19 protein-coding genes are annotated in these 26,052 nt (G+C 40.0%); 7 read left to right on the top strand and 12 right to left on the bottom strand.

From position 1 onward, the window contains the following. The 3 genes from J8L71_RS08295 to J8L71_RS08285 all read left to right on the top strand — a co-directional run bounded on the left by J8L71_RS08295 (position 1) and on the right by J8L71_RS08285 (position 5,832). Positions 1 to 3,081 carry an efflux RND transporter permease subunit gene (locus J8L71_RS08295; protein WP_211000129.1) on the top strand — a complete coding sequence of 1,027 codons (3,081 nt, stop codon included), beginning with the start codon at positions 1 to 3 and terminating at the stop codon, positions 3,079 to 3,081. A 142-nt stretch (positions 3,082 to 3,223) separates the two neighbouring features. Beyond that, entirely contained in the window at positions 3,224 to 5,122 is a 1,899-nt protein-coding gene (locus J8L71_RS08290; protein WP_211000128.1) for a DUF294 nucleotidyltransferase-like domain-containing protein, read from the top strand. After that, positions 5,122 to 5,832, top strand: coding sequence for a 3'-5' exonuclease (locus J8L71_RS08285; protein ID WP_211000127.1), 711 nt, complete (start codon positions 5,122 to 5,124; stop codon positions 5,830 to 5,832). Before J8L71_RS08290 ends, J8L71_RS08285 begins: the two co-directional genes overlap by 1 nt. A gap of 191 nt (positions 5,833 to 6,023) precedes the next feature. Here the strand turns inward: J8L71_RS08285 and J8L71_RS08280 are convergent, their stop codons facing one another. Then, a complete protein-coding gene (locus tag J8L71_RS08280) occupies positions 6,024 to 7,607 on the bottom strand; it encodes a BCCT family transporter (RefSeq protein WP_211000126.1) in 1,584 nt (527 codons plus the stop codon). Positions 7,608 to 8,070: 463 nt separating this feature from the next. Here J8L71_RS08280 and egtB point away from each other — a divergent pair, with 463 nt between their 5' ends. Continuing rightward, complete coding sequence (egtB, locus tag J8L71_RS08275) at positions 8,071 to 9,351, top strand: ergothioneine biosynthesis protein EgtB (RefSeq protein ID WP_211000125.1); 1,281 nt, start codon at positions 8,071 to 8,073, stop codon at positions 9,349 to 9,351. Next, positions 9,339 to 10,313: an L-histidine N(alpha)-methyltransferase gene (egtD, locus tag J8L71_RS08270; RefSeq protein ID WP_211000124.1), complete on the top strand. Its 975-nt coding sequence runs from the start codon at positions 9,339 to 9,341 to the stop codon at positions 10,311 to 10,313. Before egtB ends, egtD begins: the two co-directional genes overlap by 13 nt. A 6-nt stretch (positions 10,314 to 10,319) precedes the next feature. Here the strand turns inward: egtD and J8L71_RS08265 are convergent, their stop codons facing one another. From J8L71_RS08265 to pxpB, 4 genes are all read right to left on the bottom strand, one after another. After that, positions 10,320 to 11,105 (bottom strand): PhzF family phenazine biosynthesis protein, encoded by a 786-nt coding sequence (locus J8L71_RS08265; protein WP_348771793.1) that lies wholly within the window; start codon positions 11,103 to 11,105, stop codon positions 10,320 to 10,322. Between the two features lie 37 nt (positions 11,106 to 11,142). Continuing rightward, positions 11,143 to 12,816, bottom strand: coding sequence for an asparagine synthase B (asnB, locus tag J8L71_RS08260; protein ID WP_211000122.1), 1,674 nt, complete (start codon positions 12,814 to 12,816; stop codon positions 11,143 to 11,145). Positions 12,817 to 13,366: 550 nt separating this feature from the next. Continuing rightward, entirely contained in the window at positions 13,367 to 14,299 is a 933-nt protein-coding gene (locus J8L71_RS08255; RefSeq protein ID WP_211000121.1) for a biotin-dependent carboxyltransferase family protein, read from the bottom strand. After that, complete coding sequence (gene pxpB, locus J8L71_RS08250; protein ID WP_211000120.1) at positions 14,292 to 14,960, bottom strand: 5-oxoprolinase subunit PxpB; 669 nt, start codon at positions 14,958 to 14,960, stop codon at positions 14,292 to 14,294. Before pxpB ends, J8L71_RS08255 begins: the two co-directional genes overlap by 8 nt. A 195-nt stretch (positions 14,961 to 15,155) precedes the next feature. Here pxpB and msrA point away from each other — a divergent pair, with 195 nt between their 5' ends. Both msrA and J8L71_RS08240 read left to right on the top strand, forming a co-directional pair. After that, the gene (gene msrA / locus J8L71_RS08245; RefSeq protein WP_211000119.1) at positions 15,156 to 16,445 is read left to right on the top strand and encodes a peptide-methionine (S)-S-oxide reductase MsrA; all 1,290 of its coding nucleotides are present in this window, start codon (positions 15,156 to 15,158) and stop codon (positions 16,443 to 16,445) included. Positions 16,446 to 16,686: 241 nt separating this feature from the next. Next, positions 16,687 to 17,421 carry an amino acid ABC transporter substrate-binding protein gene (locus tag J8L71_RS08240; protein ID WP_211000118.1) on the top strand — a complete coding sequence of 245 codons (735 nt, stop codon included), beginning with the start codon at positions 16,687 to 16,689 and terminating at the stop codon, positions 17,419 to 17,421. A gap of 685 nt (positions 17,422 to 18,106) precedes the next feature. Here the strand turns inward: J8L71_RS08240 and J8L71_RS08235 are convergent. The 7 genes from J8L71_RS08235 to J8L71_RS08205 all read right to left on the bottom strand — a co-directional run bounded on the left by J8L71_RS08235 (position 18,107) and on the right by J8L71_RS08205 (position 26,045). Further along, the gene (locus J8L71_RS08235) at positions 18,107 to 18,988 is read right to left on the bottom strand and encodes a LysR family transcriptional regulator (protein WP_211000117.1); all 882 of its coding nucleotides are present in this window, start codon (positions 18,986 to 18,988) and stop codon (positions 18,107 to 18,109) included. A 336-nt stretch (positions 18,989 to 19,324) separates the two neighbouring features. Next, complete coding sequence (locus tag J8L71_RS08230) at positions 19,325 to 19,981, bottom strand: 3-oxoacid CoA-transferase subunit B (protein ID WP_211000116.1); 657 nt, start codon at positions 19,979 to 19,981, stop codon at positions 19,325 to 19,327. Between the two features lie 14 nt (positions 19,982 to 19,995). Beyond that, positions 19,996 to 20,694, bottom strand: coding sequence for a CoA transferase subunit A (locus J8L71_RS08225; RefSeq protein WP_211000115.1), 699 nt, complete (start codon positions 20,692 to 20,694; stop codon positions 19,996 to 19,998). 45 nt (positions 20,695 to 20,739) lie between these two features. Beyond that, a complete protein-coding gene (locus tag J8L71_RS08220; RefSeq protein ID WP_211000114.1) occupies positions 20,740 to 21,642 on the bottom strand; it encodes a hydroxymethylglutaryl-CoA lyase in 903 nt (300 codons plus the stop codon). Further along, on the bottom strand, positions 21,642 to 23,633 hold the full coding sequence (locus J8L71_RS08215) for an acetyl/propionyl/methylcrotonyl-CoA carboxylase subunit alpha (RefSeq protein WP_211000113.1): 1,992 nt from the start codon (positions 23,631 to 23,633) through the stop codon (positions 21,642 to 21,644). The genes J8L71_RS08220 and J8L71_RS08215 overlap by 1 nt, the downstream gene beginning before the upstream one ends. Before the next feature lie 8 nt (positions 23,634 to 23,641). Then, the gene (locus J8L71_RS08210; RefSeq protein WP_211000112.1) at positions 23,642 to 24,412 is read right to left on the bottom strand and encodes an enoyl-CoA hydratase/isomerase family protein; all 771 of its coding nucleotides are present in this window, start codon (positions 24,410 to 24,412) and stop codon (positions 23,642 to 23,644) included. Between the two features lie 13 nt (positions 24,413 to 24,425). After that, the gene (locus tag J8L71_RS08205; RefSeq protein WP_211000111.1) at positions 24,426 to 26,045 is read right to left on the bottom strand and encodes a carboxyl transferase domain-containing protein; all 1,620 of its coding nucleotides are present in this window, start codon (positions 26,043 to 26,045) and stop codon (positions 24,426 to 24,428) included. Positions 26,046 to 26,052: the final 7 nt, after the last annotated feature.

The raw sequence follows: 26,052 nt of genomic DNA, 5'->3' as shown, positions 1-26,052 counted from the left end.
ATGAAACAGCAACCTATGATGCAAGACTTGCCATCCATGGCGATTCGCCGCCCAGTACTCATTGTTGTACTTAACTTACTTATTATTATTGCTGGCATTGCAGCTATTGCAGGGGTTGAGGTTAGAGAGCTTCCTGATGTAGATAGGCCGCGTATAACCGTTTCCGCTCCATTTCTCGGTGGCTCCCCAGAAACGGTAGACACGGAAGTAACCAGCAAATTAGAAGGTGCAGTAGCTCGCGTAAGTGGTGTTAAATCTATACGCGCGCAAAGTGAAGAAGGAAACTCGCGTATTGTCGTTGAGTTTAGACCAGGTATTAATTTAGACGATGCCGCAAATGAAACGCGAGAATCGGTAGCGCGCGTTCAACGCGATCTCCCTGAAGAAGTAGAGCGAGTATCAATTATAAAAGCCGATAATGATGCAGAAGCCGTTGTCTCATTAACAGTCGCTAGCGATAGTTTATCGCTTGAGGCACTTACCGAGCGAGTTGATGTTGATTTAGCACCACAATTTTTAACCATTCCAGGGGTTGCTGATGTACGTTTAAATGGTGATAGAGCGCGAGTACTTCGAGTACGAATCGACCCGCTTAAATTAAGCAGCTTTAATTTAACTATTCCAGATGTAGCACAAGTACTTAGCCAAGCGCCGTTTGACGTGCCAGCTGGGAGTTTGAAGGCAAACGATCAGCAAATAATTGTGCGAGCTGATGCTACATCAATAACCCCTGAGCAAGTGGGCGACATAATAATTCAAGGCGATACTCGCATTAGCGACGTTGCGGCTATTTACTTTGGACCTGCTGATCCGCGCTCTATGGTAAGACTTAACGGTAAACCTGTTATAGGTATGGAAATAATTCGCCAAGCACAATCAAATACAATAGAAATATCTGACGAAGTGTTAAAGCTCATCAACAGTATGCAAACACGTTTTCCTGAAATGGAGTTTACCCTTACCTCTGATGATGCACAGTTTATAAGAAGCTCAGTTGATGAGGTAATTTATTCTTTATTGCTTACCGTACTGTTAGTAGTGATTACACTGTGGGTTTTTATCGGCTCTTGGCGAGCCACACTCGTACCGGCTTTTGCAATTCCGGTGGCCTTAATTGGCTCGCTAGCACTTATTTGGGCACTTGGATTTTCGATTAATATTTTAACATTACTCGCCCTTGTACTTGCTACTGGCTTAATTGTTGATGACGCCATTGTAGTAAGCGAAAACATTCAGCGACAACGAGGTTTAGGGCTAGGTAGACGTGCTGCTGCGGTAATAGGCACTCGGGAAGTGTTTTTTGCAGTAGTGGCAACTACAGCTGTGTTGGCTGCAGTATTTATACCTATTGCATTTTTACCGTCCACTGCAGGGCGATTATTTAGAGAATTTGGTGGTGTACTTGCAGGCGCGGTTATTATATCTAGTTTTGTAGCGCTATCTTTAGTGCCTGCACTTACTTCTAAATTAAAGTTAAAGCAGGGTGGTTTTCATCCATTTGCAAAGCTAGGCCACTGGCTTGGTGGTATTTATACAAAATCAATTCATAAGGTGCTTGATCATGCATGGCTTACGTTTATTGCTTGTTTATTAGTTGCCGGTGGCTCTGGCGCTTTATATACGAGTTTAGACAGTGAATTATTGCCGAGTGAAGATCGCGGAAAAATACGTATATTTGCACGGGGACCTGATGGTGTAGGGCTTAATTTTATGGATAGACAAGCCATAAAAATGGAAGATATTTTATTACCTTTTATTGATAGTGGCGAAATAGAATCAATTTACACCGTAGTTGGCCAGTGGGATCCAAATATTGTATTTATTACTGTGCCATTAAAGCACTGGGATGAAAGGCACTTTAGCCAACAAGAAATAATCAACAAAATTCGTGAGCCTTTGGGCAATATTCCCGGTGCTCCTGCATTTCCAGGCGGTGCCAATAGTTTAAATTTGCGTGGCCAAGGTGGTGGTGTGGAGATTGCCTTACTAGGGCAAGATTACTTGCAAATATTCAAAGCCGCTCAACAGTTTTCAGCAGCCCTTGAAAAAGCAGTACCCGAAGTTGCTCCCGTGCGTATTTCTTATCAGCCTTCGCAACCACAGCTTAGAGTCAATATAGACAGGCGACGCGCTCAAGAGCTTGGCGTTGCGCTCAGCGACATTGCTATTACACTAAGAGCGGCCATTAACGGCGACGATATTGAAGATTTAAACATAGGTGACCAATCTGTTCCCATAATGTTGCAAGCACAAAATCAAACAATAAACGATCCGAGCGATTTGGCTAATTTATACATAAGGGCAGGTAATAACAGCTTAGTGCCTTTGAGTAGTGTGGCTTATATCTCTGAAGAAGGCGTAGCAGCTGAACTAGAACGACATGCGCAGCGCCGCTCTATAGAGCTTAGTATGGAACTGCCTGAAGGGTTAACGATTGCATCGTTGGTTGAGCAAATTAAGTTAGTGTCTGAGCAGTCGCTAGCGCCTGGAATTGCACTTGCGTTCAAAGGGGAAGCATTGACCTATGAGGAAACATCTAGCGAAGTACTTGTAACTTATGTACTGGCTTTTTTGATTGTATTTTTAGTGCTGGCTGCGCAATTTGAAAATGTAAACAGCGCTGTAGTCGTTATGATAACCGTACCATTTGGGATTACTTCTGCAATTTTAGCGCTTTATTTAACGGGAACATCGTTAAATATTTACTCTCAAATCGGCTTAGTTATGCTGATTGGCTTAATCGCTAAAAACGCGATTTTACTGGTTGAATTTGCAGATCAATTACGTGACCAAGGGTTATCAGTAAGAAATGCAGTAGAGAAAGCCGCATTAGTGCGTTTAAGACCAATTACCATGACCCTTATATCAACCTTATTAGGTGCATTACCATTAATTATGTCTACAGGGGCAGGCGCTGAAGCACGTAATGCAATTGGTTGGGTAGTGTTTGGTGGTCTTGCACTGGCTGTATTATTTACGCTTTATTTAACGCCTGTTATTTACTTAGGCTTAGCACGCTTTACAACCCCTCGAGGGGACGAATCTAAAGAGCTAGAACAAGAACTTGAAAAGCTAACTTAAAGTGCAATTATAGTTATAGCCTCACCACTTTTATTTTTAAAATGGTGAGGCTATTAGTTAAATCTTGCTTGGCTATATTTGTTTGTTAAGATAGCCACTTAAGCATATACATGCCTTATTGAGTGCTCACAAGGAATCCCCAATGCAAGCTGAACAAGTTGAAATAGCGCAGTTTTTGGCGCAGCACCCACCATTTGATGATTTACCAACTAACGCCCTAAACGAGCTTGCTCAACAAGTTGAAGTCGCTTATTACCGATCACAAACCGATATTTTAACGCTTGGCCAAGATATAGCAGATCTATTTGTTATTAGAAGTGGCTCTGTCGAAATATACCGTCGTAATAACGAACTCTATAATCGATTAGAGGTTGGCGGGATATTTGGTCAAATGGGCCTGCTAATGAATCGCAAAGTGCGTTTTCCTGCTAAAGCATTAGAAGACACGCTTGTTTATTGTATTAACGTTGACATATTTAATCGCTATTGTGATGAATTTGACTCGTTTGCAGATTACTTTGAAGAAGATGGTAATGTACGCCTTCGCCAAGCAATTGTTGAGCAAGCAGACGGGAACGACTTAACCACTGCAAAAGTAAAATCCTTAATTCATCGTGATGTGGTGACTGTTGATACACAAACCACGGTACAAGATGTAGCTAAAATCATGACAGAAGAAGCTGTATCGTCAGTATTAGTTACCGACGCTAATAAGCCAATAAGTGATGACCCAGAAGAAGATGACGGCCAAATTGCAGGCATTATTACCGACAGAGACCTCAGAACTAAAGTAGTTGCACAGGGCTTAGCGCTTAACGTAAAAGCGGAGCAAATTATGTCAACTAATTTGGTATTGCTAGATGCAAACGCATACGTGTTTGAAGCGGTACTAGCCATGCTTCGCGACAACTTACACCATTTGCCTGTAGTACAAAAACGCCGCCCAATTGGGGTTATTTCTCTTTCTGATATTTTACGCTACGAGTCGCAAAGTAGCTTATTGCTAGTACGTGGAATATTAGCGCAACAAACAATTGAAGATTTAGCGCACTATGCGCGCCAATTACCCAACGTATTTGTACGTATGGTAAATGAAGATGCCAATTCGCATATGGTCGGCACGGCTATGGCCGTAATAGGGCGCACATTTAAGCAACGTTTATTAGTCTTAGCCGAAGAAAAATTTGGCCCGCCACCTGTACCGTATTGCTTTATAGCCCTTGGCTCAATGGCACGCGACGAGCAGCTAATTGTAACCGATCAAGATAACGCGCTTATTTTAGATGACAGTTACGATGACGATAAACACGATGATTACTTCCAAAATATTTCTGATTTTGTCTGTGATGGCTTAGCGCAATGTGGCTATACCTATTGTGATGGTGAAATTATGGCGTCATTTAAAAAATGGCGTAAAACACGCTCACAGTGGTTTGATCAATTTACACAGTGGATTGAGCAGCCTAAGCCGCAAGCGTTATTAAATAGCTCAATATTTTTTGATTTAGATGGCGTATGGGGCAAAACCAAGTGGGCTGAAGAGCTTAAAAAATTTATTGCTAAGCAAAGTAAAACGAATAGGGTGTTTTTAGCAAACATGGCTTCAAACGCACGTAATAGAACACCACCTCTGGGCTTTTTTAAAGGGTTTGTGCTTGAGCATAATGGCCAACACAAACGCTCTATGAACCTAAAGCGTAGAGGAACAGCACCTCTTTCAGATGTAATAAGAGTCCATGCATTAGCCATTGGCTCACGTAAGCAAAACTCGTTTGAGCGCTTAGAGGATATTATAGAGGCCAAGTTACTACCTGAAGGAAAAGCACAAGATTTACGAGATTCACTAGAGTATATCGCCATGATGCGGATACGTCATCAGGCGTGGCAAATCGAGCAAGGCGAAGAGCCAGATAATGATCTAGACCCACATCTATTATCGCCGTTTGAGCAGCGCAATTTAAAAGAGGCGTTTGCAATACTTGAAAAAGCACAAAGCTACTTAAAATTTAGTTACTCTGCCAATGTTGGTGTAAAACACTGATGGGTAAGTGCTCGTACAATAACGCTAATTGGGAAAAAAAATACAAGCAAAATGCCTCTAAAACTAAAAATACTTTTTTAAGGCATTTTTATACTCATGCGTTTAGTGACATTAAAACCCCTTTAAAAGATGTTCCTTTTGTGGCTTTAGATTTTGAGACAACCGGTCTAAATAGCGAAGTCGATGATATAGTGAGTGTTGGTTTAGTACCATTTAGTTTAGAGCGAGTGTACTGCAAGCAAAGTAAACACTGGGTTGTACAACCTCGAAAGAGCTTAAGTGAAGAGTCTATTGTTATTCATGGTATTACACACTCAGAAGTTGATGAAGCACCCGATTTAGCCTCTATTTTAGGACCTTTGTTAAATGCGCTTAGCGGTAAAATTGTTGTTGTGCATTATGCAGCTATTGAACGTCATTTTTTAAATAATGCTTTATTAGCACGTATAAGCGAAGGTATTGAGTTTGCATTAGTCGATACCATGGAAATAGAACGCAAAGCGCTACATGCACGACAAGGCTTACTAGGGCGGTTATTTAAGAGTAAGTTGGGCTCAGTAAGGTTAAATGATTGTAGAAAACGCTATTCACTGCCGGCTTATCATAATCACAATGCGTTAATTGACGCATTAGCAACGGCAGAGCTGTTAATAGCGCAGATTCAATATCACTACAGAAGCGATACGCCGCTTAGTGAAATTTTAAGCTAGCGGCTTAAAGAGAGATACATTTTGATTTTAAATTTTTAGCATTACGTTAAGGACTCATGCACAACTGGACTTAAGTAACGCGGTTACTCTCTTAAAAACAATTCTTAATTTATAAGAGCCAACAGGGCTTAACTTCAAACATAAAAAAAACGCCGCAATTATGCGGCGTTTTAGCGTTTAATATATATTACTTATTTACTTAGTGAGCGTGGCTCAGTACGTAAACCTAATAATAAGCTTACACACATTAGTAATAATACAATGGTGAATGGTAAGCCAGTTGATACCGCACCAGCTTGAAGTGCCTGAATAGCCTCTGTTCCACCAATCCAAAGTAGAGCTGCTGCAATTGCACCCTCTACCGATGCCCAAAAAATACGCTGTGGCACTGGTGCATCAATTTTACCGCCTGCTGTAATAGAGTCTATTACAAGCGAGCCAGAGTCTGACGAAGTAATAAAAAAGACCAGCACTAACACAATAGCAATAAACGATAGAATATTAGCCATAGGTAGCTCGTCAAACATTTGGAACATGGCTAAAGGTACATCAGTTAAACCGTTAGTGCCTAAGCTACCAACACCCTGAACTACTTGGTCTATAGCAATACCGCCGTAAATCGACATCCATAAAACAGTGACTAATGTAGGAATTAATAATACCGCTACCAAAAATTCACGAATTGTACGACCACGTGATACGCGTGCTATAAACATACCTACAAACGGTGACCACGAAATCCACCAAGCCCAGTAAAATACAGTCCAGCCGTGCATCCATGTTTCGTCTTCACGACCATGAGGATTACTAAGCGGAATTATGTTTTCTACATAACCCATAATTGTATTAGGAACATTACCCATAGCAACAGCAAAACCTACTAAGCAAACAAACACTAATAAGGCAAAAGCAATTAGCATATTAATGTTACTTAAAAGTTTTACGCCGCCATCAATTCCACGCACAACAGAAATAATAGCTAGCAGGGTTACACCCACTATTACTAATATTTGAGAGCCAACACCACCATCTGTTCCAAACACATGGTTAATACCTGCAGATGCTTGTTGAGCACCTAAACCTAACGAGGTTGCTAGGCCAAACAAGGTGGCAAGTACGGCTAAAATATCAATTACGTGACCAGGCCATCCCCAAGCTTTGTCGCCCAATATTGGGTAAAAAATAGAACGAATTGAAAGAGGTAACCCTTTATTATAGGTAAAAAATGCTAAAGAAAGCGCAACGACTGCGTAAATTGCCCATGGGTGTAATCCCCAATGGAACATAGTTGCACCCATGGCAAGCTTTGCAGCCTCAGGGGTATTAGCAGTTACGTTAAGTGGTGTTTCATACCAGCCAGTAAAATAGGCTACAGGTTCTGCAACGCCCCAAAACATAAGGCCAATACCCATGCCAGCAGCAAATAACATAGCGAGCCAAGAGATACGAGAATGTGATGGTTTAGCATCATCGCCACCTAAGCGGATGTTACCGTAAGGAGATACAATTAATGCCAAGCAAAATAATACAAAAAAGTTTGCTGCCCACATAAATAAAGCATCAAAATTATTAATAATATCGAGCTTAACGCCGTCGAGTGCGGCTTTTGCAGTTTGCGGCTCAGTAACTAAAATGGCGATTAAAAAAACGACAATCAGGCCTGCACTGATACCAAAAACAGGGTTATGTATATCAAATCCCCATTTTTGTACATTATCCTGACCTACGGTGTAGTCCGTATTGTCGATACTATATTTGTCATGATTTTCCTTCATGCAATACCTCTATTGTTGTCCTAACAAGCCGAAATAAATCGGCGTTATATCGAATTACATTAGCCTTTAAATATCAAGTAAAAAGTAATACTGTAATTATTTGAAGACTAACTAATTTGAAGAGTGATCATACAGCTACTAGTGTATGAGTTAAATATTAAATGTAAATGAATTTGTATTTAAAACGCTGTTTATATGGCCAAAATTATGATTTAGTAGTGTTTGAGTAAAAAACAATAAGTTCAGTTAGGGTTAAAAATTAGTTTGGTATTAAAAGCATTATGGTACTTAATTAAACAAATAAAGATCATAATTTTTTGATTATTTAATACTGACTAGTGAGAATAGTCATTATTTTATAGGCTGATGTTTTGCTTTAATCAAGTTGTAATATGAATATGATTTAACACTACTCAAGGTCTAGACTATATTTTAAGTAAATAGGCAAAGGATTAATACTATTATGAGTCAGAGCGCTGTAAGCACCTCCCATAACAATGAGCTGGTTAACCGTTTTATAGGTATAAGAAGCAACAGTTTAAATATTATTGCTTCTTTGAGTGCTGAAGACTGCCAGTTACAAGCGATGGCAGATGCAAGCCCCACTAAATGGCATTTAGCGCACACTACATGGTTTTTCGAAACTTTTTTATTAAGTGTTCACGATGAGCAGTACAGTGTATTTAATCCGCATTTTAAAATGTTATTTAACTCTTACTATAACGGCATAGGGGAGCAGTTTAAGCGCGCAAACCGCGCAAGTTTATCAAGGCCAGCGCTTGATGAAGTAATAGCTTATAGAACCTACGTAGATAAGCATGTGACTCAATTACTAAATACCTCGCTTAGTGATGATATTAAAAACATCATTGTACTTGGCTTAAATCATGAGCAACAACATCAAGAACTGATGCTCATGGACATTAAATATAATTTTTCTGTTAACCCTTTATATCCACAGTACCTTAGTCCATCACAGCTCTACACAGAAAAACAAGCCGATATTAAAGCTATGGAGTTTATAGAGTTTGATCAAGCAATTATTAATATAGGCACAAATGCAGAAACTGAATTTGCATATGATAACGAACAGCCAAAGCACCAAGTACTCATTCACCCATTTAGTTTTGCAAACAGGTTGGTTACCAATGGCGAATATTTAGCTTTTATTAATGCGGGCGGTTATAACACTGCCGATTATTGGTTGAGTGATGGCTGGGCAAACATTCAAGAAAATCAGTTAACGCAACCGCTATATTGGCAATGTATTAATGAACAGTGGTACGAATTTACACATTATGGCCTACAGCCACTTAATTTAAATGCACCCATTTGCCATATTAGTTATTTTGAGGCCAGTGCTTACGCTAATTTTGTAAAAGCACGTTTGCCAACTGAGTTTGAATGGGAATATGCGGCTCAAAATAGTGCGACAAATAAAACGATTGATGACAACTTAATGCCAGCGCCAGCAAAAGGTGAGGCAAACATAGAACAATTAAGTGATGCATGTTGGCAGTGGACTAATAGCGCGTATTTACCTTATCCCGGCTTTAAACCTATTGAAGGGGTGGCAGGTGAATACAATGGCAAGTTCATGAACAATCAAATGGTGTTGCGTGGCGGGTGTGTACTCACCCCAAAAAACCACCTGCGACAAACCTACCGAAATTTTTATTACCCACACCAAGCGTGGATGTGCAGCGGAATTCGACTAGCAAAGGACATACTATGTGCCAACTAACAGCAATAAAGCAGTGCAGCATAACCGACACTGAGTTTTTAAATGATGTATTAAGCGGGCTCGCCCAACAACAAAAAACACTGCCATGTAAGTATTTTTATGATGACAAAGGCGCTGCATTATTTGAGCAAATAACGTCACTAAAAGAATATTATGTTACACGTACAGAACTGGCAATTTTAGAAGATTATTCAAAAGCAATTGCAAATATGCTTCCTGAAAACCTATCAATAATAGAACCTGGTTGCGGGTCGGGTAAAAAAGTAGCGTATTTGCTCGCTCATATGAGCAATGTTAAAACGTTTGTTCCTTTTGAAATATCATCAGAAATGCTTAACTACTCACTGGCGCATTTATCGCCGTTATTTCCTGAGTTATCTATTTCGCCGCTACTTGGCGACTTTACTCATAGCCAAATGGTAAAGCAGCTAACAAAAGATACATCCCTAGATAGCCAAACAAACTTAGTTTATTTCCCAGGCTCTACACTTGGGAATTTTGCCCCCGTAAAAGCCATTGAAATTATGAATAACTTTCATCGCTTATGTGGTGTAAATGGTTATGTATTAATTGGTATCGATTTAGTAAAAGAGCGCCAAGTATTGCTCGATGCATACGACGATGGCGCAGGTATCACCGCTGCGTTTAATAAAAACTTACTACAAAGAATTAATAACGAGCTTAACGGTACTTTTGATTTGGATAACTTTAGTCACGAATCACGCTTTAACGAACATCATAGTCGTATAGAAATGCACTTAGTGAGTAAGTGCGACCAAAGTGTGGTTATAAATAACCAACAAGTAGATTTTATAAAAGGTGAAAGCATCCATACTGAAAATTCACATAAGTATACTCTTGAGTCGTTTAAACAACTTGCAGGGCAGGCTAACTTAAACTTAGAGCAAACATGGCAGGATGATAACAACTACTTTGCCCTTTGCTTATTAAGGCCGCAATAAGCTTATTTAACTCACGTCAACATGGACGTGGTTATATATAAACTCTAACAACGCGCCATTACTTGATTTTTGCTCTAACTTAACTTTATTTAAACCGGTAAGTCTAAATGCGATTGGCGCAATAACTGATACCGCAGAGCCTGTGGCTGCATCTTCATTTACGCCAAATTGCGGTGCAAAATACCTAAAATGCGCTACTGCTTTATCGCTGTTATAACGGGGGATGCACAGTGCAATAGCTGCATTGTTATGAGCTTTAGCTAAGCTGTCAAAATCAACCTGTAAGCTTTCTAAATTTTCTTTTGAGTCAAACAGTAAAATCGTGTAACCATTTTCGTTTGCACTACTGTACGTCGCTTTAATAGGAAGAGAAAACAGAGCGGCTAGTTCTTTTTTATAATTTGTTTTATACATCCTGAGTGTTTGTAGTTTGAGATGTGCTTTTTGCCTTTTAATATTTATATTAAATTCTTCATCAGAGGATGACACAAATACATTTGGGCAGTAATTGAAGTGACTTGTTAAGCATTTAGCGGCTGCTAACGACCCGTGACCGCAACGTTTAATTTCGTTTGTTTGATTAAACCAGCGAATTTTACACCTAGGTTTGGTTATTTCATTTAAGTTTAAAAATACGGTGGCTGGGTGTTTAGACTTTGATGCTATGAGCTGCATCATTTTAGAGGTAAGCCCATTTTTATAAATAACGATTAAGGCGCTTGAGCCTAATAAGTTATGTTTATGGCTATAAAAAACAGATTCGGTGAAGGTGTGTTTAATAAAGCGCAGCATAAGCCAAAAGGGCCTATGCTGCGTTAAACAAGTGCGATTAGCCTTTGCTTGCATATGCGTCGTTATGAACGCCAGCAGCTCGACCAGAAGGATCTGCATTATTTTGAAATGATGCATCCCATGCAAGTGCTTCAGGGGTAGAACACGCCACTGACTTACCATGAGGTACACACTTAGCTGATGCATCACCTGGGAAATGCTCTTCAAAAATTGTACGGTAGTAGTACGCTTCTTTTGAGTCTGGTGTATTAATAGGGTATTTAAACTTAGCATTTGCAAGCTCTTGGTCACTTACTTGCTCGTTTACAAACTCTTTTAATGTATCAATCCAGCTGTAGCCAACACCATCTGAAAACTGCTCTTTTTGGCGCCATAACACTTCTTCTGGTAGGTAGCCGTCAAAGCCTGCACGTAAAATGTCTTTTTCGATCTTGCCATCTTTACACATTTTAGCTTCAGGGTTAATGCGCATTGCTACATCAACAAATTCTTTATCAAGGAACGGTACACGTGCTTCAACGCCCCATGCCGCCATTGATTTATTAGCACGTAAACAGTCAAACATATGTAGTTTTGACACTTTGCGGTTTAACTCTTCATGAAACTCTTGTGCGTTTGGCGCTTTATGGAAGTACAAGTAACCGCCAAATAGTTCATCTGCGCCTTCACCCGAAAGCACCATTTTAATACCCATTGCTTTAATTTGACGAGCCATTAAATACATAGGGGTTGATGCGCGAATAGTGGTTACATCGTACGTTTCAATGTGGTAAATAACTTCACGTAGTGCGTCAATACCTTCTTGAATAGTAAAAATGATAGGGTGGTGAACAGTACCGATCATATCAGCCACTTTTTGTGCAGCCGCCAAATCAGGTGAACCTTCAAGACCAACAGAGAATGAATGAAGCTTAGGCCACCATGCATCGCTTTCATCATTATCTTCAATACGTTTTGCAGCAAATCGCTGTGTAATAGCCGAAATAACAGATGAGTCTAAACCACCAGAAAGCAATACACCGTATGGTACATCACACATTAGCTGGCGTTTAACTGCCGCTTCTAATGCTTCTTTAACATCTTGAGCTTCTGCGCTGTTATCTTTAACTGCGTCGAAAGTTTCCCAGTCACGTTTGTAATAAGGTTTAAGCTCACCATCTTTGCTGTAAAGGTAATGACCAGGAGGGAATTCTTCAATGTGCTTACAGATTGGCGAAAGTGCTTTAAGCTCAGAGGCAACATAAAAGTTACCGTGCTCATCGTGGCCTGTGTAAAGTGGAATAATACCAATGTGGTCACGGCCAATTAAGTAAGCATCATTTTCTTCATCGTATAAACAAAATGCAAAAATACCATTTAGATCATCTAAAAACTCAGGACCTTTTTGTTTATATAACGCTAAAATAACTTCACAGTCTGATTGAGTCTGAAATTTAAAATCAACCTCTAATTCTGCTGCCAGTTCTTTGTGATTATAAATTTCGCCGTTAACCGCTAAAATATTTGTTTTTTCTGGGTTGTATAAAGGCTGTGCGCCGCTTGATACGCCAACAATGGCTAAGCGTTCATGCACTAAAATCGCTTTTTCAGATGAATAAACACCAGACCAATCAGGGCCTCGATGCCTAAGTAGCTTTGACATTTCAATTGCTTGGGTTCGCAACTGAGCGGCGTTAGATTTAATATCTAATACACCAAAAATTGAACACATAGTAACTCCTCATTCCTATTATGTGTGCGGCAAGGCAACTTTGCGATGCTGCGAAACCTTGTTTTATCAGAAATAATTACTCAAGTCACACTGCTTTTACAATTAATTGAGAATAATTTATGCACCAAGGCAGAGTTGAGTGCACCAAAAAGGTTAAAACGTGGTTGCAATGATTGTTTTTACACCATTATTGCTGTTCAAAGCTTGAGCTATCGTGAGCTTGAGCGTGTTTATATGGGATATTTACACATAATTTCAGCACCATTGTGGTGCATGATGTATAGAAGGCAAATACAAATTAACCATCAAATTTAAATCTAAAAAGTGTGCATTAATAATATTAAAGCTTACTTACAAGGAGCCATTTATGGGTTCTAGTATTCGCTGTGCATTCCAAATACCACTTAATGGGCAAGGCTTATGCTGTGACCTTTAATTAAAAGTGCCTTGGTTATATAGTTCAAACATATATTTTGTAAAGCCAATTACAAAATATATGTTATTAAGCAGCCAATAACTCAAATTAAACATGAGGCACTTTCAAGACAAGTTACTTTTTATTTTTTAGTGCAATTTTTAATTGTTCTAAATGGCCACTCAATTTGTGCTTCGCTTTAGCTGCATCTTCAATAGTAACGTATTCAAACTTTACTAAATCACCCGGTCTAAATTGTGCAAATTGATGAAGATCTGCTTCTATCACAGTCCCAAGTAAAGGATAGCCACCAGTAGTTTGAGCGTCATTTAGTAATACAATAGGATCACCATTTGGTGGTAATTGTATGCTACCTGGGCTAACGCCAATTGATGGTAGTGAGTGAGTATGTGTCAGTGAGTTGACTGCATTTTCCAGCTTGACTCCCATGCGGTTGCTATTATAAGACACCTTAAAGCGTGTATTTATAAAAACATCCGCAATAACATTCCCAAGAATGTGGGTATGTGGGCTTGCGTAAACTCTAATTATTTGTCGTTTAGGGGGGGCTAACGCACCTGTTTGTTTAAAGTTATTATTAATGTATTCGTCTATTGGTAAAATATCGCCTGCGCTTAGCGCTTTGCCATTAAGCCCACCAAAAGAAGCATTTAAATCAGTAGCGCGCGAATGCATAATTACCGGTGTTTTAATACCACCTTTAACCGCTAAATAGGCTCTCAATCCTGCGCGTCCTGTATTAAAGCATATAGTTTGGTTGGCCCTAACTTTATAACTCCAGCCTGGGTAAATTGGTTTACCATCTATGCTTGCTTGTAAGTCGGCACCATGAAGTGCTATTTCGGTGCTGCATAAAAACGCCAACTCGCATAAGCCAACAGTAATCTCAAGTACTGCGTCATTGTCGTTATTATTTATCAAACGATTAGCAATCACTTGTGCGTAGGGATCTAAACTGCCTGTTTTACTTACCCCTAAGTGCCTATAACCTGTTCGACCAAGATCTTGTATGCTTAATTGCACGCCTGGCTTTATCACTTTAATCATGGGTAATATCCTCACTTAAACTACACGGAACAAACTCAAGCGTATCTCCGGGATTAATTAAACAAGGTGTTTGTAAAGTGTGGTCGAATAATTGAGTGCTAGTCTGGCCAATAATATGCCAACCACCAGGAGTGTCAGCAGGGTAAATAGCTGTTTTGTCAGCTCCAATGGCTACAGAACCTTTTGGCACCTTTGTGCGGGGCTCACTGCGCCTAGGCGTGTGTAAACGTTTATCAAGGCCATGTAAGTAAGCAAATCCGGGTTGAAAACCTAAAAATAAAACGTGGTAATGGGTTTTACTATGAATGTTGATAACATCTTCAGTGGTTAAATTATTATATTGTGCGACGTAGGCTAAATCTTCGCCGTTATAAACTGTATTAATTTTATGATGCTGGAATTTAAAAGATGTGCTTTTTATGTCATTCCAAGTAGTTAACAGCGCTTTTTGCCATTTATTTAAATTTTGGGCATCTTTTAAATACAAAGTAAGAGAATTCATCGCGGGTACCAAATCAGTAAAATCGCCGCTTTGCTTGCAATATTCTGCTAGTGTCCAAATTTTTTTTTGGATTGAGAGTACGTTATTTGGTTCTAAATGCGATGCATCAAAGAGTAATGAGCTGTTACTTAATGCATAAAGGGTAGGGATCTGACTCATAAATAACCTGATTAAAACAACATATTCTAACGCTAACACAGATAAATTAATTAGTTCATAGTGTTGCGATGAATGAATAGGCATAAATAAATCCTGCAAGCTAACCTGAACTCTGTGTACTTATAATCGTATTAATGAAATTAAAAACACGATAAGGAGGTCTTACTTAGCACGTACATGTTTAAGAGGCATTTTATGAAACACCAGCATTTATTATATTTATCAGGCGCTGCTATTATATTTAGCGCAGGCAGTTTTGCTTTATCGATGGAAAAAGTAGAACACAGTAATTTAGAAGCCACAAAGCATGTTGAAACCATAGTACTAGGCTCAGGGTGTTTTTGGGGGGCTGAAAAGCGTTACGAAGCGCTAAATGGTGTTATTAATGCAGAGTCGGGTTATGCCGATGGAAATGGCTTTAAAGCAACGTATAAAAACATAACTGATCAATCACGACGGTTTGACGAAAATAATTACGCTGAAGTTGTACAAGTTATGTATAACAGTAATATTATTTCATCAGAGGCTTTACTTAAAACTTACTTTGAAAGTCACGACCCAACGCAAAAAAATCGTCAAGGTAACGACGTAGGCACACAGTATCGCTCAATTATTTTAACTACTTCAGATAAACAAGCCGAAATTGCTAAGCAAGTTAAGTCGCAGTATCAGCAACTATTAACAGACGCTAGTTATGGCAAAATTACCACACAAATTAAACCGCTTGAAGGGTTTGTCTCAGCCGAAGAGTATCACCAAAATTACCTTGAAAAGAACCCAAATGGTTATTGCCCTGATCATTCTACCGGTGTAGTTTTTAATAAAAAACCAACCGAAAAAGTTGATAACGCTATGTTATTAACAGGCAAGCAAATTGTTGTTCTTGATTCACGAGAGTACTGCCCATACTGTGAAAAGTTTAAAAAAACAGTCGCTAACGATTATAAAGGCACAGTGCCTATGTCGTTTCGTCATGCAGATCAGCTTGAAGGTTTAAAGATTAAATCGGCAACGTGGGCTACGCCTACGATACTTTTTTTAGAAAATGGTGAAGAAGTATATAGCCGTCAAGGTTATGCAAGCCCAAAAGAGTTTTATAAAGCGCTAGGTGCTTTCAAACTGGGTAAAAGTGATGCATATAGAGTGGCATTTAATGCAAGAACGGATCGACCTTACTGCAAGGAATATAAAGCGTTTAAAAATACGCCTGATGGTGTATTTGTAGATAAGTTAAGTGGAGAGCCATTATTTGATACACGCGATAGATTTAACTCAGGTACAGGTTGGTTATCATTTAAGCATCCAGTAAAAAATAGTGTCACTCAGCATGATGATAGTAGTTGGGGTATGCAGCGCATAGAACTCAAATCTAAAAGCACAGGTATTCACCTTGGGCATTTATTCCCTGGAGAGGGGCCAAGAGGCACAGACCGTTACTGTATAAATGCGACAGTGCTAGAATTTGTCCCTCGTGATAATTCTTAAGTAATTGTAAAAGAGCTTGGTATTTACTCATGCTAATACCAAGCTCTTTATTACCGTGATCAAATGGTGATTTTACAATCTGTAATAAACTAGAAGCTGTTAAATGATGTCAAATACCTATAATTACATTTGAGTTAATAAATTTAGTTATTCAAGTTGGCAGGTAACGGTAAGTAAACCTAAACTAATATAAAATCTTCGATAATGGTGAATTATTAAAACACTCACGTTTTTACTTTCTATGACCACTATACTAGCTTGCGGTAATACTATTGCAGAGCCTAAAAAGAAATATGTGGTTGGTGTGGAGAATATCGAGTATCTGCCATTTTATGATGGCAGTATGACCACCATGCAAGTATATACGGGTTTTAGTCGTGCACTTTTAGAGTTGTTTGCTAAACAAAACAATATACAGTTTGAGTTTTATACGTTACCTATCCCAAGGCTTTACAAAGAATTTGTTGAACACCAACGTGTAGATTTTAAATATCCTGATAACCCTAACTGGCAAAAACCTTATAAATTAAAACAGCAGGTTAGTATCAATTATTCACAGGATTTAATTGTTCCGCATACTGGCATTGCTTCATTAAAAGAAAATATCAGCTTAGGCGATTGCAAAATTATTGGCAAAGTGAGGGGGTTTACCTTACAAGGTATCCCTAGTTTAACTAATAAAGCTAATGTGCGTATTGTAGAGTCTGAAAGTGTACTCGATATGATTTATTTACTTTATAAAAAGCGTATTAATTGCATCTATATTTCACATAACGTGCTTACCTACAACATCAAAGAATTTTTTGACGTGGTTGATCCTGTGTATTTTCAGCATCATCTACCTATAGCTAAGCAAGCTTATAAGCTATCGAGTGTTAATTACCCTGAAGTAGTTCACAAATTTGATATTTTTTTAAAAGAAAATACAGAAGAGATTAATGCATTGAAGCGCAAGCACCACATAATGATAGAATAATAAGCCAAAAATAAAAACGGCCCATATAAGGTCACCACCTCATATGAACCGCCTTTCACACTGACAACATCTTACACACACAATATAAGATTTGGTTTGCTACACAGTAGCTAATTTATTTATTGCATGGTGCTGGTGGAATAAAAAACAGTCCAAACCAAGTCACCACCTGACCTGAACTGCTTTTTCACACTGACAACATCTTACACACACAATATAAGATTTGGTTTGCTACACAGTAGCTAATTAATTTATTGCGTGGTATTGGTGGAATAAAAAACAGTCCAAACCAAGTCACCACCTAACTTGAACTGCTTTTTCACACTGACAACATCTTACACACACAATATAAGATTCTTTTCTTACCTAGTTAGAGCTATCACATCCAAAAAGGTTGCATTTATTTGGAGCAAAACAATAAATAAAATTAAAGTATTTCATTGTTTGCTTTCGATAAATTAACTTTAAAATAAACGTAGCAGCTCGACAAACGATAAAAATAAAACTAATAAGTGAAAAAAATTAAGCTATAGACTTTAGTCTAACTCGCGAGGCTATAATGATGATTTTTATAAGTATAATAAAAGTTTATTTAACGAGGAGAGAAGGGCGAAGATTAGGCAACTATTTTAAAATAACTAAAAAGTAGTATTGCGTATTTTAAGCGCTCGCCGCCCTGCATAAGTTAATTTTGGATTTTTCGAAATGTAGATACCACCCATTTAGCAAACAGATCTAACGCAGGATTAGGTGTGTTAGTTTCATGCTGTACTAAGTAATATTTATCTTTAGTGGTAAGTGGTCGTTCAAATAATTTATATAACCATTGTTCATCAAGCCAGCTTTGGCTAATGGGTAATGGAATAAGTGAAATACCGATACCTTGCTGCGCTGCACGGGCTACACCAAACATGCTGTCTATTTGAATGATTTGTGAAGGCGAGAAGTCATCAATCCCTGCTTTTTCCGCCCATTGATGCCATGCCCACGGGCGTGCTTTATGTAGAATAAGCGGTACTTGATTAAGCGCTTGGCAATGATCATCTTTCCATTGCTTTAAAAGCTTTTCATTACAAGCAGGTATATATTCAAGATTAAATAGCTCTGTAGCTAAGCCTTCGGTGGGTTTACTCGATGATAAAACAATAGATAAATCGCTATGGCGGGTTAACTCTTTGCGAGTCTTTAGCGTATCCATTTGCAAGTTTATATTAGGATGCTCTGATGTCCACTCACTTAGCTTTGGCATGAGCAATTCGCTAGCAAAAAATTCAGGCAACGTAATTGTTAAATTAGTATTTTGTTGCATTTGGCTAAACTCATTAATAGTGCCCTCTAGAGTGCTAATAATGGGCGATATAGCATCAAAAAAGTTTTTACCTGCTGTAGTTAAACTAATAGAGCGTGTTTTACGTTGGAATAGCTCTATTCCAAGTTGTTCCTCAAGTTGTTTTATTTGATGGCTTACCGCAGACGGCGTTAAATACAGCTCATTGGCTGCATGCTTAAAACTTAAACTTCTTGCTGCAAAGCAAAAAGAGCGGAGGCCACGTATAGGAGTTTGCATGTTTTCCAGTATTATTTAATTTATTAAGACGCCTATGTAAGGCAAAAATCGAACCAACTATTTAATATAATAATATCATATAGTTAAAAATAAAACTGGCGCTAGTTCACAAAAAAGGTGCAGACTATCTACAAATTAGTGCAATTAATCTAAGCGCTTACATTTTATATATAACGCTATTATAGATATAAATTTACTACAGATGTATGAATAAGACAGTAATAAGCAAAAAAAATCCCTCTTGCGAGGGATTTTGGGTAACTCAGCGCCATTGGCACTGGGAATGAGGTCGGTACATGGTAAAGCTATTTATATTTATGTGATCAGTAACATAATTTAAAAAACCATTTCTGGTACTTCACCGTCAACAAGTAGTTTACCTGCTGTTTTACTAATGATTTCATCAACTGATACGCCAGGAGCACGTTCTAATAAATGAAATGCGCCGTCTTTAACTTCTAATACGGCTAAATCTGTTACTATTTTTTTAACGCAATTAACGCCTGTAAGCGGTAATGAGCAGTTTTCTAGCAATTTAGAGTCACCATGCTTACTTGCATGGGTCATAGTAACAACAATATTTTTCGCGCCAGCGACTAAGTCCATCGCGCCACCCATGCCTTTAATCAGCTTTTTTGGGATCATCCACGACGCAATGTTGCCGTTCTGGTCAACTTCAAATGCACCCAGAACGGTTAAGTCTACATGACCACCCCGTATCATGGCAAAACTATCTGCACTATTAAATATGGCTGCGCCTGTTGCAGCTGTCACGGTTTCTTTACCCGCGTTGATCATATCGGCGTCTAATTCTTCTTTAGTAGGGTATAGTCCCATGCCTAACAGACCATTTTCGGACTGTAACATAACTTCTATGCCATCAGGTACATAGTTTGCGACGAGTGTCGGAATTCCTATGCCTAAATTAACGTAGTAGCCGTCTTGTAGTTCTTGTGCAACGCGCATTGCAACTTGTTCACGTGATAATGCCATAACTGTGCTCCTGCTTAATCTCGTGTTGTTACACGTTCAATGCGTTTTTCAAAGTTACCCTTAATAACGCGATTTACAAAAATACCTGGGGTATGAATTTGGCTGGGCTCAAGCTCACCGGGTTCTACAATTTCCTCTACTTCGGCAACGGTAATTTTACCTGCTGTTGCCGCCATAGGGTTAAAGTTCATAGCGGTGTGTCTAAACACTAAATTACCAAAGCGGTCGGCTTTCCATGCTTTTACAATGGCAAACTCACCCGTTATGGACTCTTCTAAAATATAAGGGCGGCCGTCAAATTCTTTAACCTCTTTACCCTCAGCAACTGGCGTACCGTAACCTGTTGCGGTATAAAACGCCGGGATACCCGCACCGCCTGCACGCATTTTTTCAGCAAGCGTGCCTTGCGGGGTAAGCTCTACATCAATTTCGCCGCTAAGAAGTTGCTGTTCGAACAGGGCGTTTTCGCCAACGTATGAGGCAATCACTTTTTTAATTTGTTTGTCTTTGAGTAAAATACCCAATCCAAAGTCATCTACACCGCAGTTATTAGAAACCACCGTTAGCTCTTTAGTTTTCATTTGTTTAATGTGTTTAATTAAGCCCTCAGGAATACCGCATAAGCCAAAACCACCAGCAATTACAGTATCGCCATCTTTTAAACCTGCCATTGCAGCTTCGTAACTAGAAACCACCTTATCAAAACCGGCCATGAGACTCTCCTCATTGTGTTAACTGCCATTTGGCAAGTCAAACTATTATTTTTGTGTGTTGTGCAGTGCAATTGCCACTTTACTTACAGGGGCTTTACCAAGTGCTTGCGTAATTTGCCAGCCTGCGTTACTTAACCTTTGTAAATCAATTCCATGTTCAATGCCAAGCCCATTGAGTAAGTAAACAACATCTTCAGTGGCAACATTTCCTGACGCACCCTTTGCATAAGGGCACCCGCCAAGGCCTGCAACAGCGGCATCAACCGTTGCTATTCCTAAGCTAAGTGCTGCGTAAATATTTGTGAGCGCTTGGCCATAAGTATCATGAAAGTGAACCGCTAATTTAGTTTTATCTATGTGTTGTAATAATAAAGATAACACCTCGGTAATTTTATTGGCGGTACCGACACCTACGGTATCGCCAAGGCTTACCTCATAACAGCCAAGTGCAAGTAGCTTTTGTGTTACTTCAAGCACTTTTTGTGGCGCTATGTCACCTTCGTATGGGCAACCAGCAATGCAGCTTACATAACCACGCACGCGTATGTTATTGGCTTTTGCAAACGCCATTACTTCACTAAAGCGCTCAATACTCTCATCAATGCTGCAGTTTATGTTTTTTTGGCAAAACGATTCGCTTGCAGCAGTAAAAATAGCAAATTCTTTAACACCTGTATCCAGTGCAGCTTGGGCACCTTTTAAATTAGGCGTAAGGGCGCTTAAATTTACATGGGGTAAATCAAGCGCTTTTATCACCTCTGCTGAGTCGGCCATTTGCGGCACCCATTTAGGTGATACAAATGCGCCTGCTTCTATATCTTTTAAGCCTGCATCACTGAGTGCATTAATTAAGGTGATTTTATCTTTTGAAGACACCGCTTTTTCGTTTTGCAGACCATCGCGGGCACCCATTTCTACAATACGTACTTTTTTAGGAAAGGCGGTCATTACGATGCCTCCTGCGCCGTGGTATCTTCTACAATTGCAAGTAGGGCACCATGGGTTACAAGTTCGCCCTCGGCAAAACAATAACTTTGTAAAATACCATCGTGTGGTGCGCTCAGCGTGTATTCCATTTTCATAGCTTCAATAATAACGACTGCATCGCCTTTGGTTAAAGTGCTTCCTACTTCAACTAAATGCTTAACTACTGTGCCATTAAGTGGCGCAGCAAGTGGCAGTGCGTCATTTTCATGGCTACTAATGTAATGTTTAGTATTTAGAGCAAGCTTGATTTGAAGCGCTGCAAACATCACGCTAATACTGTTATCAACGTGGCTTACATGGGCGGTAAATTTTTCCCCATTAATAAACACGTTGCATACGTTTTGGTTTATTTCACCGCTAACCTCAAACGGCTTTTCATTATGGTTAATGACAAAACCCGCTTTAATTTTAACGGCGTTTATAGATAAATCTGTAAATGGAACATCCACTTTTTGCGGTGCATTAAGCGTAAAACCTCTTAATTGTTGCCAAGGGCTTGCACTTTGCTTTGCTTCGTTTTTAGCGCTAAGCGATTCAAGGTAGGTATAGGCTGCAATTACGTGTGCTTTTTCAAGTGCGATACTATCAATACTCACCAATGCATCACCTTGCTCAGCAATAAAGTGGGTGCTTGGCGCACCTTGAGCAAACGTAGGGTGGCTTGCTAAATTATGTAAAAAGCCAATGTTAGTGCTAAAACCCGCTAAGTGAAATTGCTCAAGTGCTTGGCGTAAACGCGATAATGCTTGCTCTCGGTTATCATCATGCACAATCAGTTTTGCAATCATAGGGTCGTAAAACGGACTTATTTCATCGCCTTGTGCAATACCGGTATCAATACGTACAAACTCACTGTTAAGTGGTGTGCTTAACGCTTCTATTGTGCCCGAGCAGGGAATAAAGTCGTTACTTGGATCTTCTGCATAAATACGCGCTTCAAAGCTGTGGCCTTGGAGTTGTATGTCTGATTGTGTTAGTGGTAGTGTTTGCCCAGCGGCAATATTAATTTGCCAATTAACTAAATCTACACCAGTTACCATTTCGGTTACGGGGTGTTCTACTTGCAGGCGCGTGTTCATTTCCATAAAGAAAAACTCATCACCGCACAGTAAAAACTCAACGGTACCTGCACCTCTGTAATTTATTGCCAGAGCGCAGCGTACTGCGGCTTCACCCATTTCTTTGCGTAGTTCATCGCTTAAACCAGGCGCAGGAGCTTCTTCAATTACTTTTTGATGACGGCGCTGCAGGGAACAATCTCGATCACCTAAATAAACACAGTTACCGTGGTTATCGGCAAATACTTGCACTTCTACATGGCGAGGCTGGTTAACGTAGCGTTCAAGCAGTACTAAGTCATTACCAAAACCGGCAATTGCTTCACGCTGTGCGCCCTCAAGTGCAGTTATAAAATCGTTGGCTTGCTCAACTACGCGCATGCCTTTACCGCCGCCACCAAAGGCCGCTTTAATTAGCACGGGGTAGCCAATTTTTTCAGCCTCAGACTGTAAAAAAGCAGGGTCTTGATTATCACCATAATACCCAGGCACTAATGGCACATTGGCAGCGGCCATTATTTCTTTAGCGCGGGTTTTAGAGCCCATAGCTTCTATGCTGCTTGCAAGTGGGCCAATAAACGCAATGTTGTTAACTTCACAGGCTTTAGCAAATTCACTGTTTTCAGATAAAAACCCATAACCAGGGTGAATACAGTCAGCGCCTGCGTTTTTAGCCACTTGCAAAATTTTGTCGGCAACTAGGTATGAGTCTTTACTGGGTGCTGGACCAATGTGGTAGGCCTCATCAGCCATTTTTACATGTTGTGCATATTTGTCGGCGTCAGAATAAACAGCCACCGTAGTCAACCCCATTTGTTTTGCACTTCGCATTACACGGCATGCAATTTCACCACGGTTGGCAATTAATATCTTTTTTAAAGTGTGTGTGTTCATAGTTAATCCTACAGTTGCCAAGCGGGAGGGCGTTTATCAAAAAAGGCACTTAGCCCTTCCTGGCCTTCATCAGATACACGAATTTTTGCAATACGTTCGGCCGTGAGCTCAATAAGTTCATCGTTAATTTGCTTATTTGCTACATCATTTATTAATGATTTAGCGGCTTTTACAGCCACAGGGCCGTTATCGATTAATGTTTGCAGCATGTTATCAAGCGCACAATCTAAATTACCGGTTACCTGATGAACCAAACCAAGTTGTTTTGCTGTGTGGGCATCAAACACCTCGGCGGTTAAAAAGTAGCGGCGCGCAGCGCGCTCACCAATGGCTTTAATGACATAGGGGCTAATTACCGCAGGGATAAGTCCTAATTTTACTTCACTTAAGCAAAACTGAGCGTCATCTTTACTTAGGGCAATATCGCAGCAAGCAATTAAGCCTAATGCGCCGCCAAACGCAGCGCCTTGTACAGCACATATGGTTGGATGAGGGGAGGTCGCTAACACCTGCATTAATTTAGCGAGTTGCATAGAGTCGGCAAGGTTATCGGCGTAATTGTTATCAGCCATTGATTTCATCCAGGCTAAATCGGCACCTGCAGAAAAATGCTTTCCTTCAGTTTTTAAAACTAAAGCGCGAATATCCAGCGTATTTGCATGCTCTATGCACTGAATCAGCTCGTGTATTACTTCACTATTAAATGCGTTACGTTTTTCAACTCGGCTTAAAACAAGTACAGCCACATTAGATTTTGTTATTTGTAGTGTTACTGACATTTTTGCGCTCCGGTTACATTCTAAATACGCCAAACTTAGAGTCTTGCTGTGGTGCATTTTTAGCTGCACTTAAGGCAAGGCCTAATACGTTACGCGTATCGGCAGGGTCAATAATGCCGTCGTCCCACAAGCGCGCGCTTGCGTAATACGGATGGCCTTGCTCTTCGTATTGATCAATAATTGGCTTTTTAAAATCGCTAACTTCTTGCTCGCTCATGCTATGGCCTTTACGTGCTAAACCATCTTGCTTAACTTGAGCCATTACACCTGCGGCTTGCTCACCGCCCATTACTGAAATACGGGCATTGGGCCACATCCACATCATGGTTGGTTCAAATGCGCGGCCACACATACCATAGTTACCCGCGCCGTAAGAGCCACCAATTAGCACCGTAAATTTAGGCACATCAGCACACGAAACCGCCATTACCATTTTAGCGCCGTGCTTTGCTATGCCTTCAGCTTCGTATTTTTTACCTACCATAAAGCCGGTAATATTTTGTAAAAACACTAAAGGAATATTGCGCTGTGCACATAGTTGAATAAAATGCGCGCCTTTTTGCGCCGACTCACTAAATAAAATGCCGTTATTAGCCACTATGCCAACCGGGTTGCCATAAATGCTGGCAAAACCGGTGACGAGCGTTTCACCAAAGTAACGTTTAAATTCATCAAATGATGAGTCGTCCACTGTGCGCGCTATTACTTCGCGTACATCAAACGGCTTTTTAAGGTCGGTGCCTACAATGCCGTAAAGCTCGTTTATATCGTAACGTGGCGGTTTAATATCCTCTAGCTCTTGTTTAAGTAACGGCGCTGTAGGGCGCGTGTAGTTAATACGCTCAATACATTGGCGCGCAATAGACAGCGCATGGGCATCATTCTCAGCAAAGTGATCGGCAACCCCTGATGTTTTACAATGCACATCGGCGCCGCCAAGTTCTTCAGCGCTTACTACTTCACCTGTGGCTGCTTTTACAAGCGGCGGGCCTGCTAAAAATATAGTGCCTTGCTCTTTTACAATTATGCTTTCATCGGCCATTGCGGGTACGTATGCGCCACCTGCGGTACACAAACCCATTACCACAGCAATTTGAGGAATGCCTTTACCCGACATACGGGCTTGATTGTAAAAGATGCGCCCAAAATGCAATTTATCAGGAAATACATCGTCTTGCTCAGGCAGGTTAGCACCGCCCGAATCAACTAAATAAATACATGGTAAGTGGCAGCGCTCAGCTATGTCTTGTGCGCGTAAATGCTTTTTAACAGTAAGCGGAAAGTACGTACCGCCTTTTACAGTGGCATCGTTTGCGATGATCATGCACTCAATGCCTTTAACTCGGCCAATACCTGCCACTACACCTGCGCATGCAATTTCTTGTTCGTACACACCAAAGGCTGCAAATTGCGAAATTTCTAAAAACGGTGAGCCTTCATCTAATAAAGTGCTAATGCGGTCGCGTACAAATAATTTACCCCGGCCTTCGTGGCGCTCCTTTAATGCAGCACCACCGCCTAAGCTAATGGTGGCCACTTTGCTTTGTAAATCATCAACTAAAGCCGCCATGTTTTTGTGATTTTGCACAAAAGTAGGATCGTGAGGATTAACGCTCGATTTTAATATCGTCATAGTTTAA

It is taken from the genome of Pseudoalteromonas sp. MMG007 (assembly GCF_018100985.1).
GTDB lineage: Bacteria > Pseudomonadota > Gammaproteobacteria > Enterobacterales > Alteromonadaceae > Pseudoalteromonas.
The sequence above is the reverse complement of the archived record's forward strand: the minus strand, read 5'-3'. Positions and strand labels throughout refer to the sequence as shown.

Bases quoted from the DNA above. Each gene is read 5' to 3' on its own strand.
- J8L71_RS08295 (WP_211000129.1), top strand. From the start codon at position 1: ATGAAACAGCAACCTATGATGCAAGACTTGCCATCCATGGCGATTCGC.
- J8L71_RS08290 (WP_211000128.1), top strand. From the start codon at position 3,224: ATGCAAGCTGAACAAGTTGAAATAGCGCAGTTTTTGGCGCAGCACCCA.
- J8L71_RS08285 (WP_211000127.1), top strand. From the start codon at position 5,122: ATGGGTAAGTGCTCGTACAATAACGCTAATTGGGAAAAAAAATACAAG.
- J8L71_RS08280 (WP_211000126.1), bottom strand. From the start codon at position 7,607: ATGAAGGAAAATCATGACAAATATAGTATCGACAATACGGACTACACC.
- egtB (WP_211000125.1), top strand. From the start codon at position 8,071: ATGAGTCAGAGCGCTGTAAGCACCTCCCATAACAATGAGCTGGTTAAC.
- egtD (WP_211000124.1), top strand. From the start codon at position 9,339: ATGTGCCAACTAACAGCAATAAAGCAGTGCAGCATAACCGACACTGAG.
- J8L71_RS08265 (WP_348771793.1), bottom strand. From the start codon at position 11,105: ATGCTGCGCTTTATTAAACACACCTTCACCGAATCTGTTTTTTATAGC.
- asnB (WP_211000122.1), bottom strand. From the start codon at position 12,816: ATGTGTTCAATTTTTGGTGTATTAGATATTAAATCTAACGCCGCTCAG.
- J8L71_RS08255 (WP_211000121.1), bottom strand. From the start codon at position 14,299: ATGATTAAAGTGATAAAGCCAGGCGTGCAATTAAGCATACAAGATCTT.
- pxpB (WP_211000120.1), bottom strand. From the start codon at position 14,960: ATGAGTCAGATCCCTACCCTTTATGCATTAAGTAACAGCTCATTACTC.
- msrA (WP_211000119.1), top strand. From the start codon at position 15,156: ATGAAACACCAGCATTTATTATATTTATCAGGCGCTGCTATTATATTT.
- J8L71_RS08240 (WP_211000118.1), top strand. From the start codon at position 16,687: ATGACCACTATACTAGCTTGCGGTAATACTATTGCAGAGCCTAAAAAG.
- J8L71_RS08235 (WP_211000117.1), bottom strand. From the start codon at position 18,988: ATGCAAACTCCTATACGTGGCCTCCGCTCTTTTTGCTTTGCAGCAAGA.
- J8L71_RS08230 (WP_211000116.1), bottom strand. From the start codon at position 19,981: ATGGCATTATCACGTGAACAAGTTGCAATGCGCGTTGCACAAGAACTA.
- J8L71_RS08225 (WP_211000115.1), bottom strand. From the start codon at position 20,694: ATGGCCGGTTTTGATAAGGTGGTTTCTAGTTACGAAGCTGCAATGGCA.
- J8L71_RS08220 (WP_211000114.1), bottom strand. From the start codon at position 21,642: ATGACCGCCTTTCCTAAAAAAGTACGTATTGTAGAAATGGGTGCCCGC.
- J8L71_RS08215 (WP_211000113.1), bottom strand. From the start codon at position 23,633: ATGAACACACACACTTTAAAAAAGATATTAATTGCCAACCGTGGTGAA.
- J8L71_RS08210 (WP_211000112.1), bottom strand. From the start codon at position 24,412: ATGTCAGTAACACTACAAATAACAAAATCTAATGTGGCTGTACTTGTT.
- J8L71_RS08205 (WP_211000111.1), bottom strand. From the start codon at position 26,045: ATGACGATATTAAAATCGAGCGTTAATCCTCACGATCCTACTTTTGTG.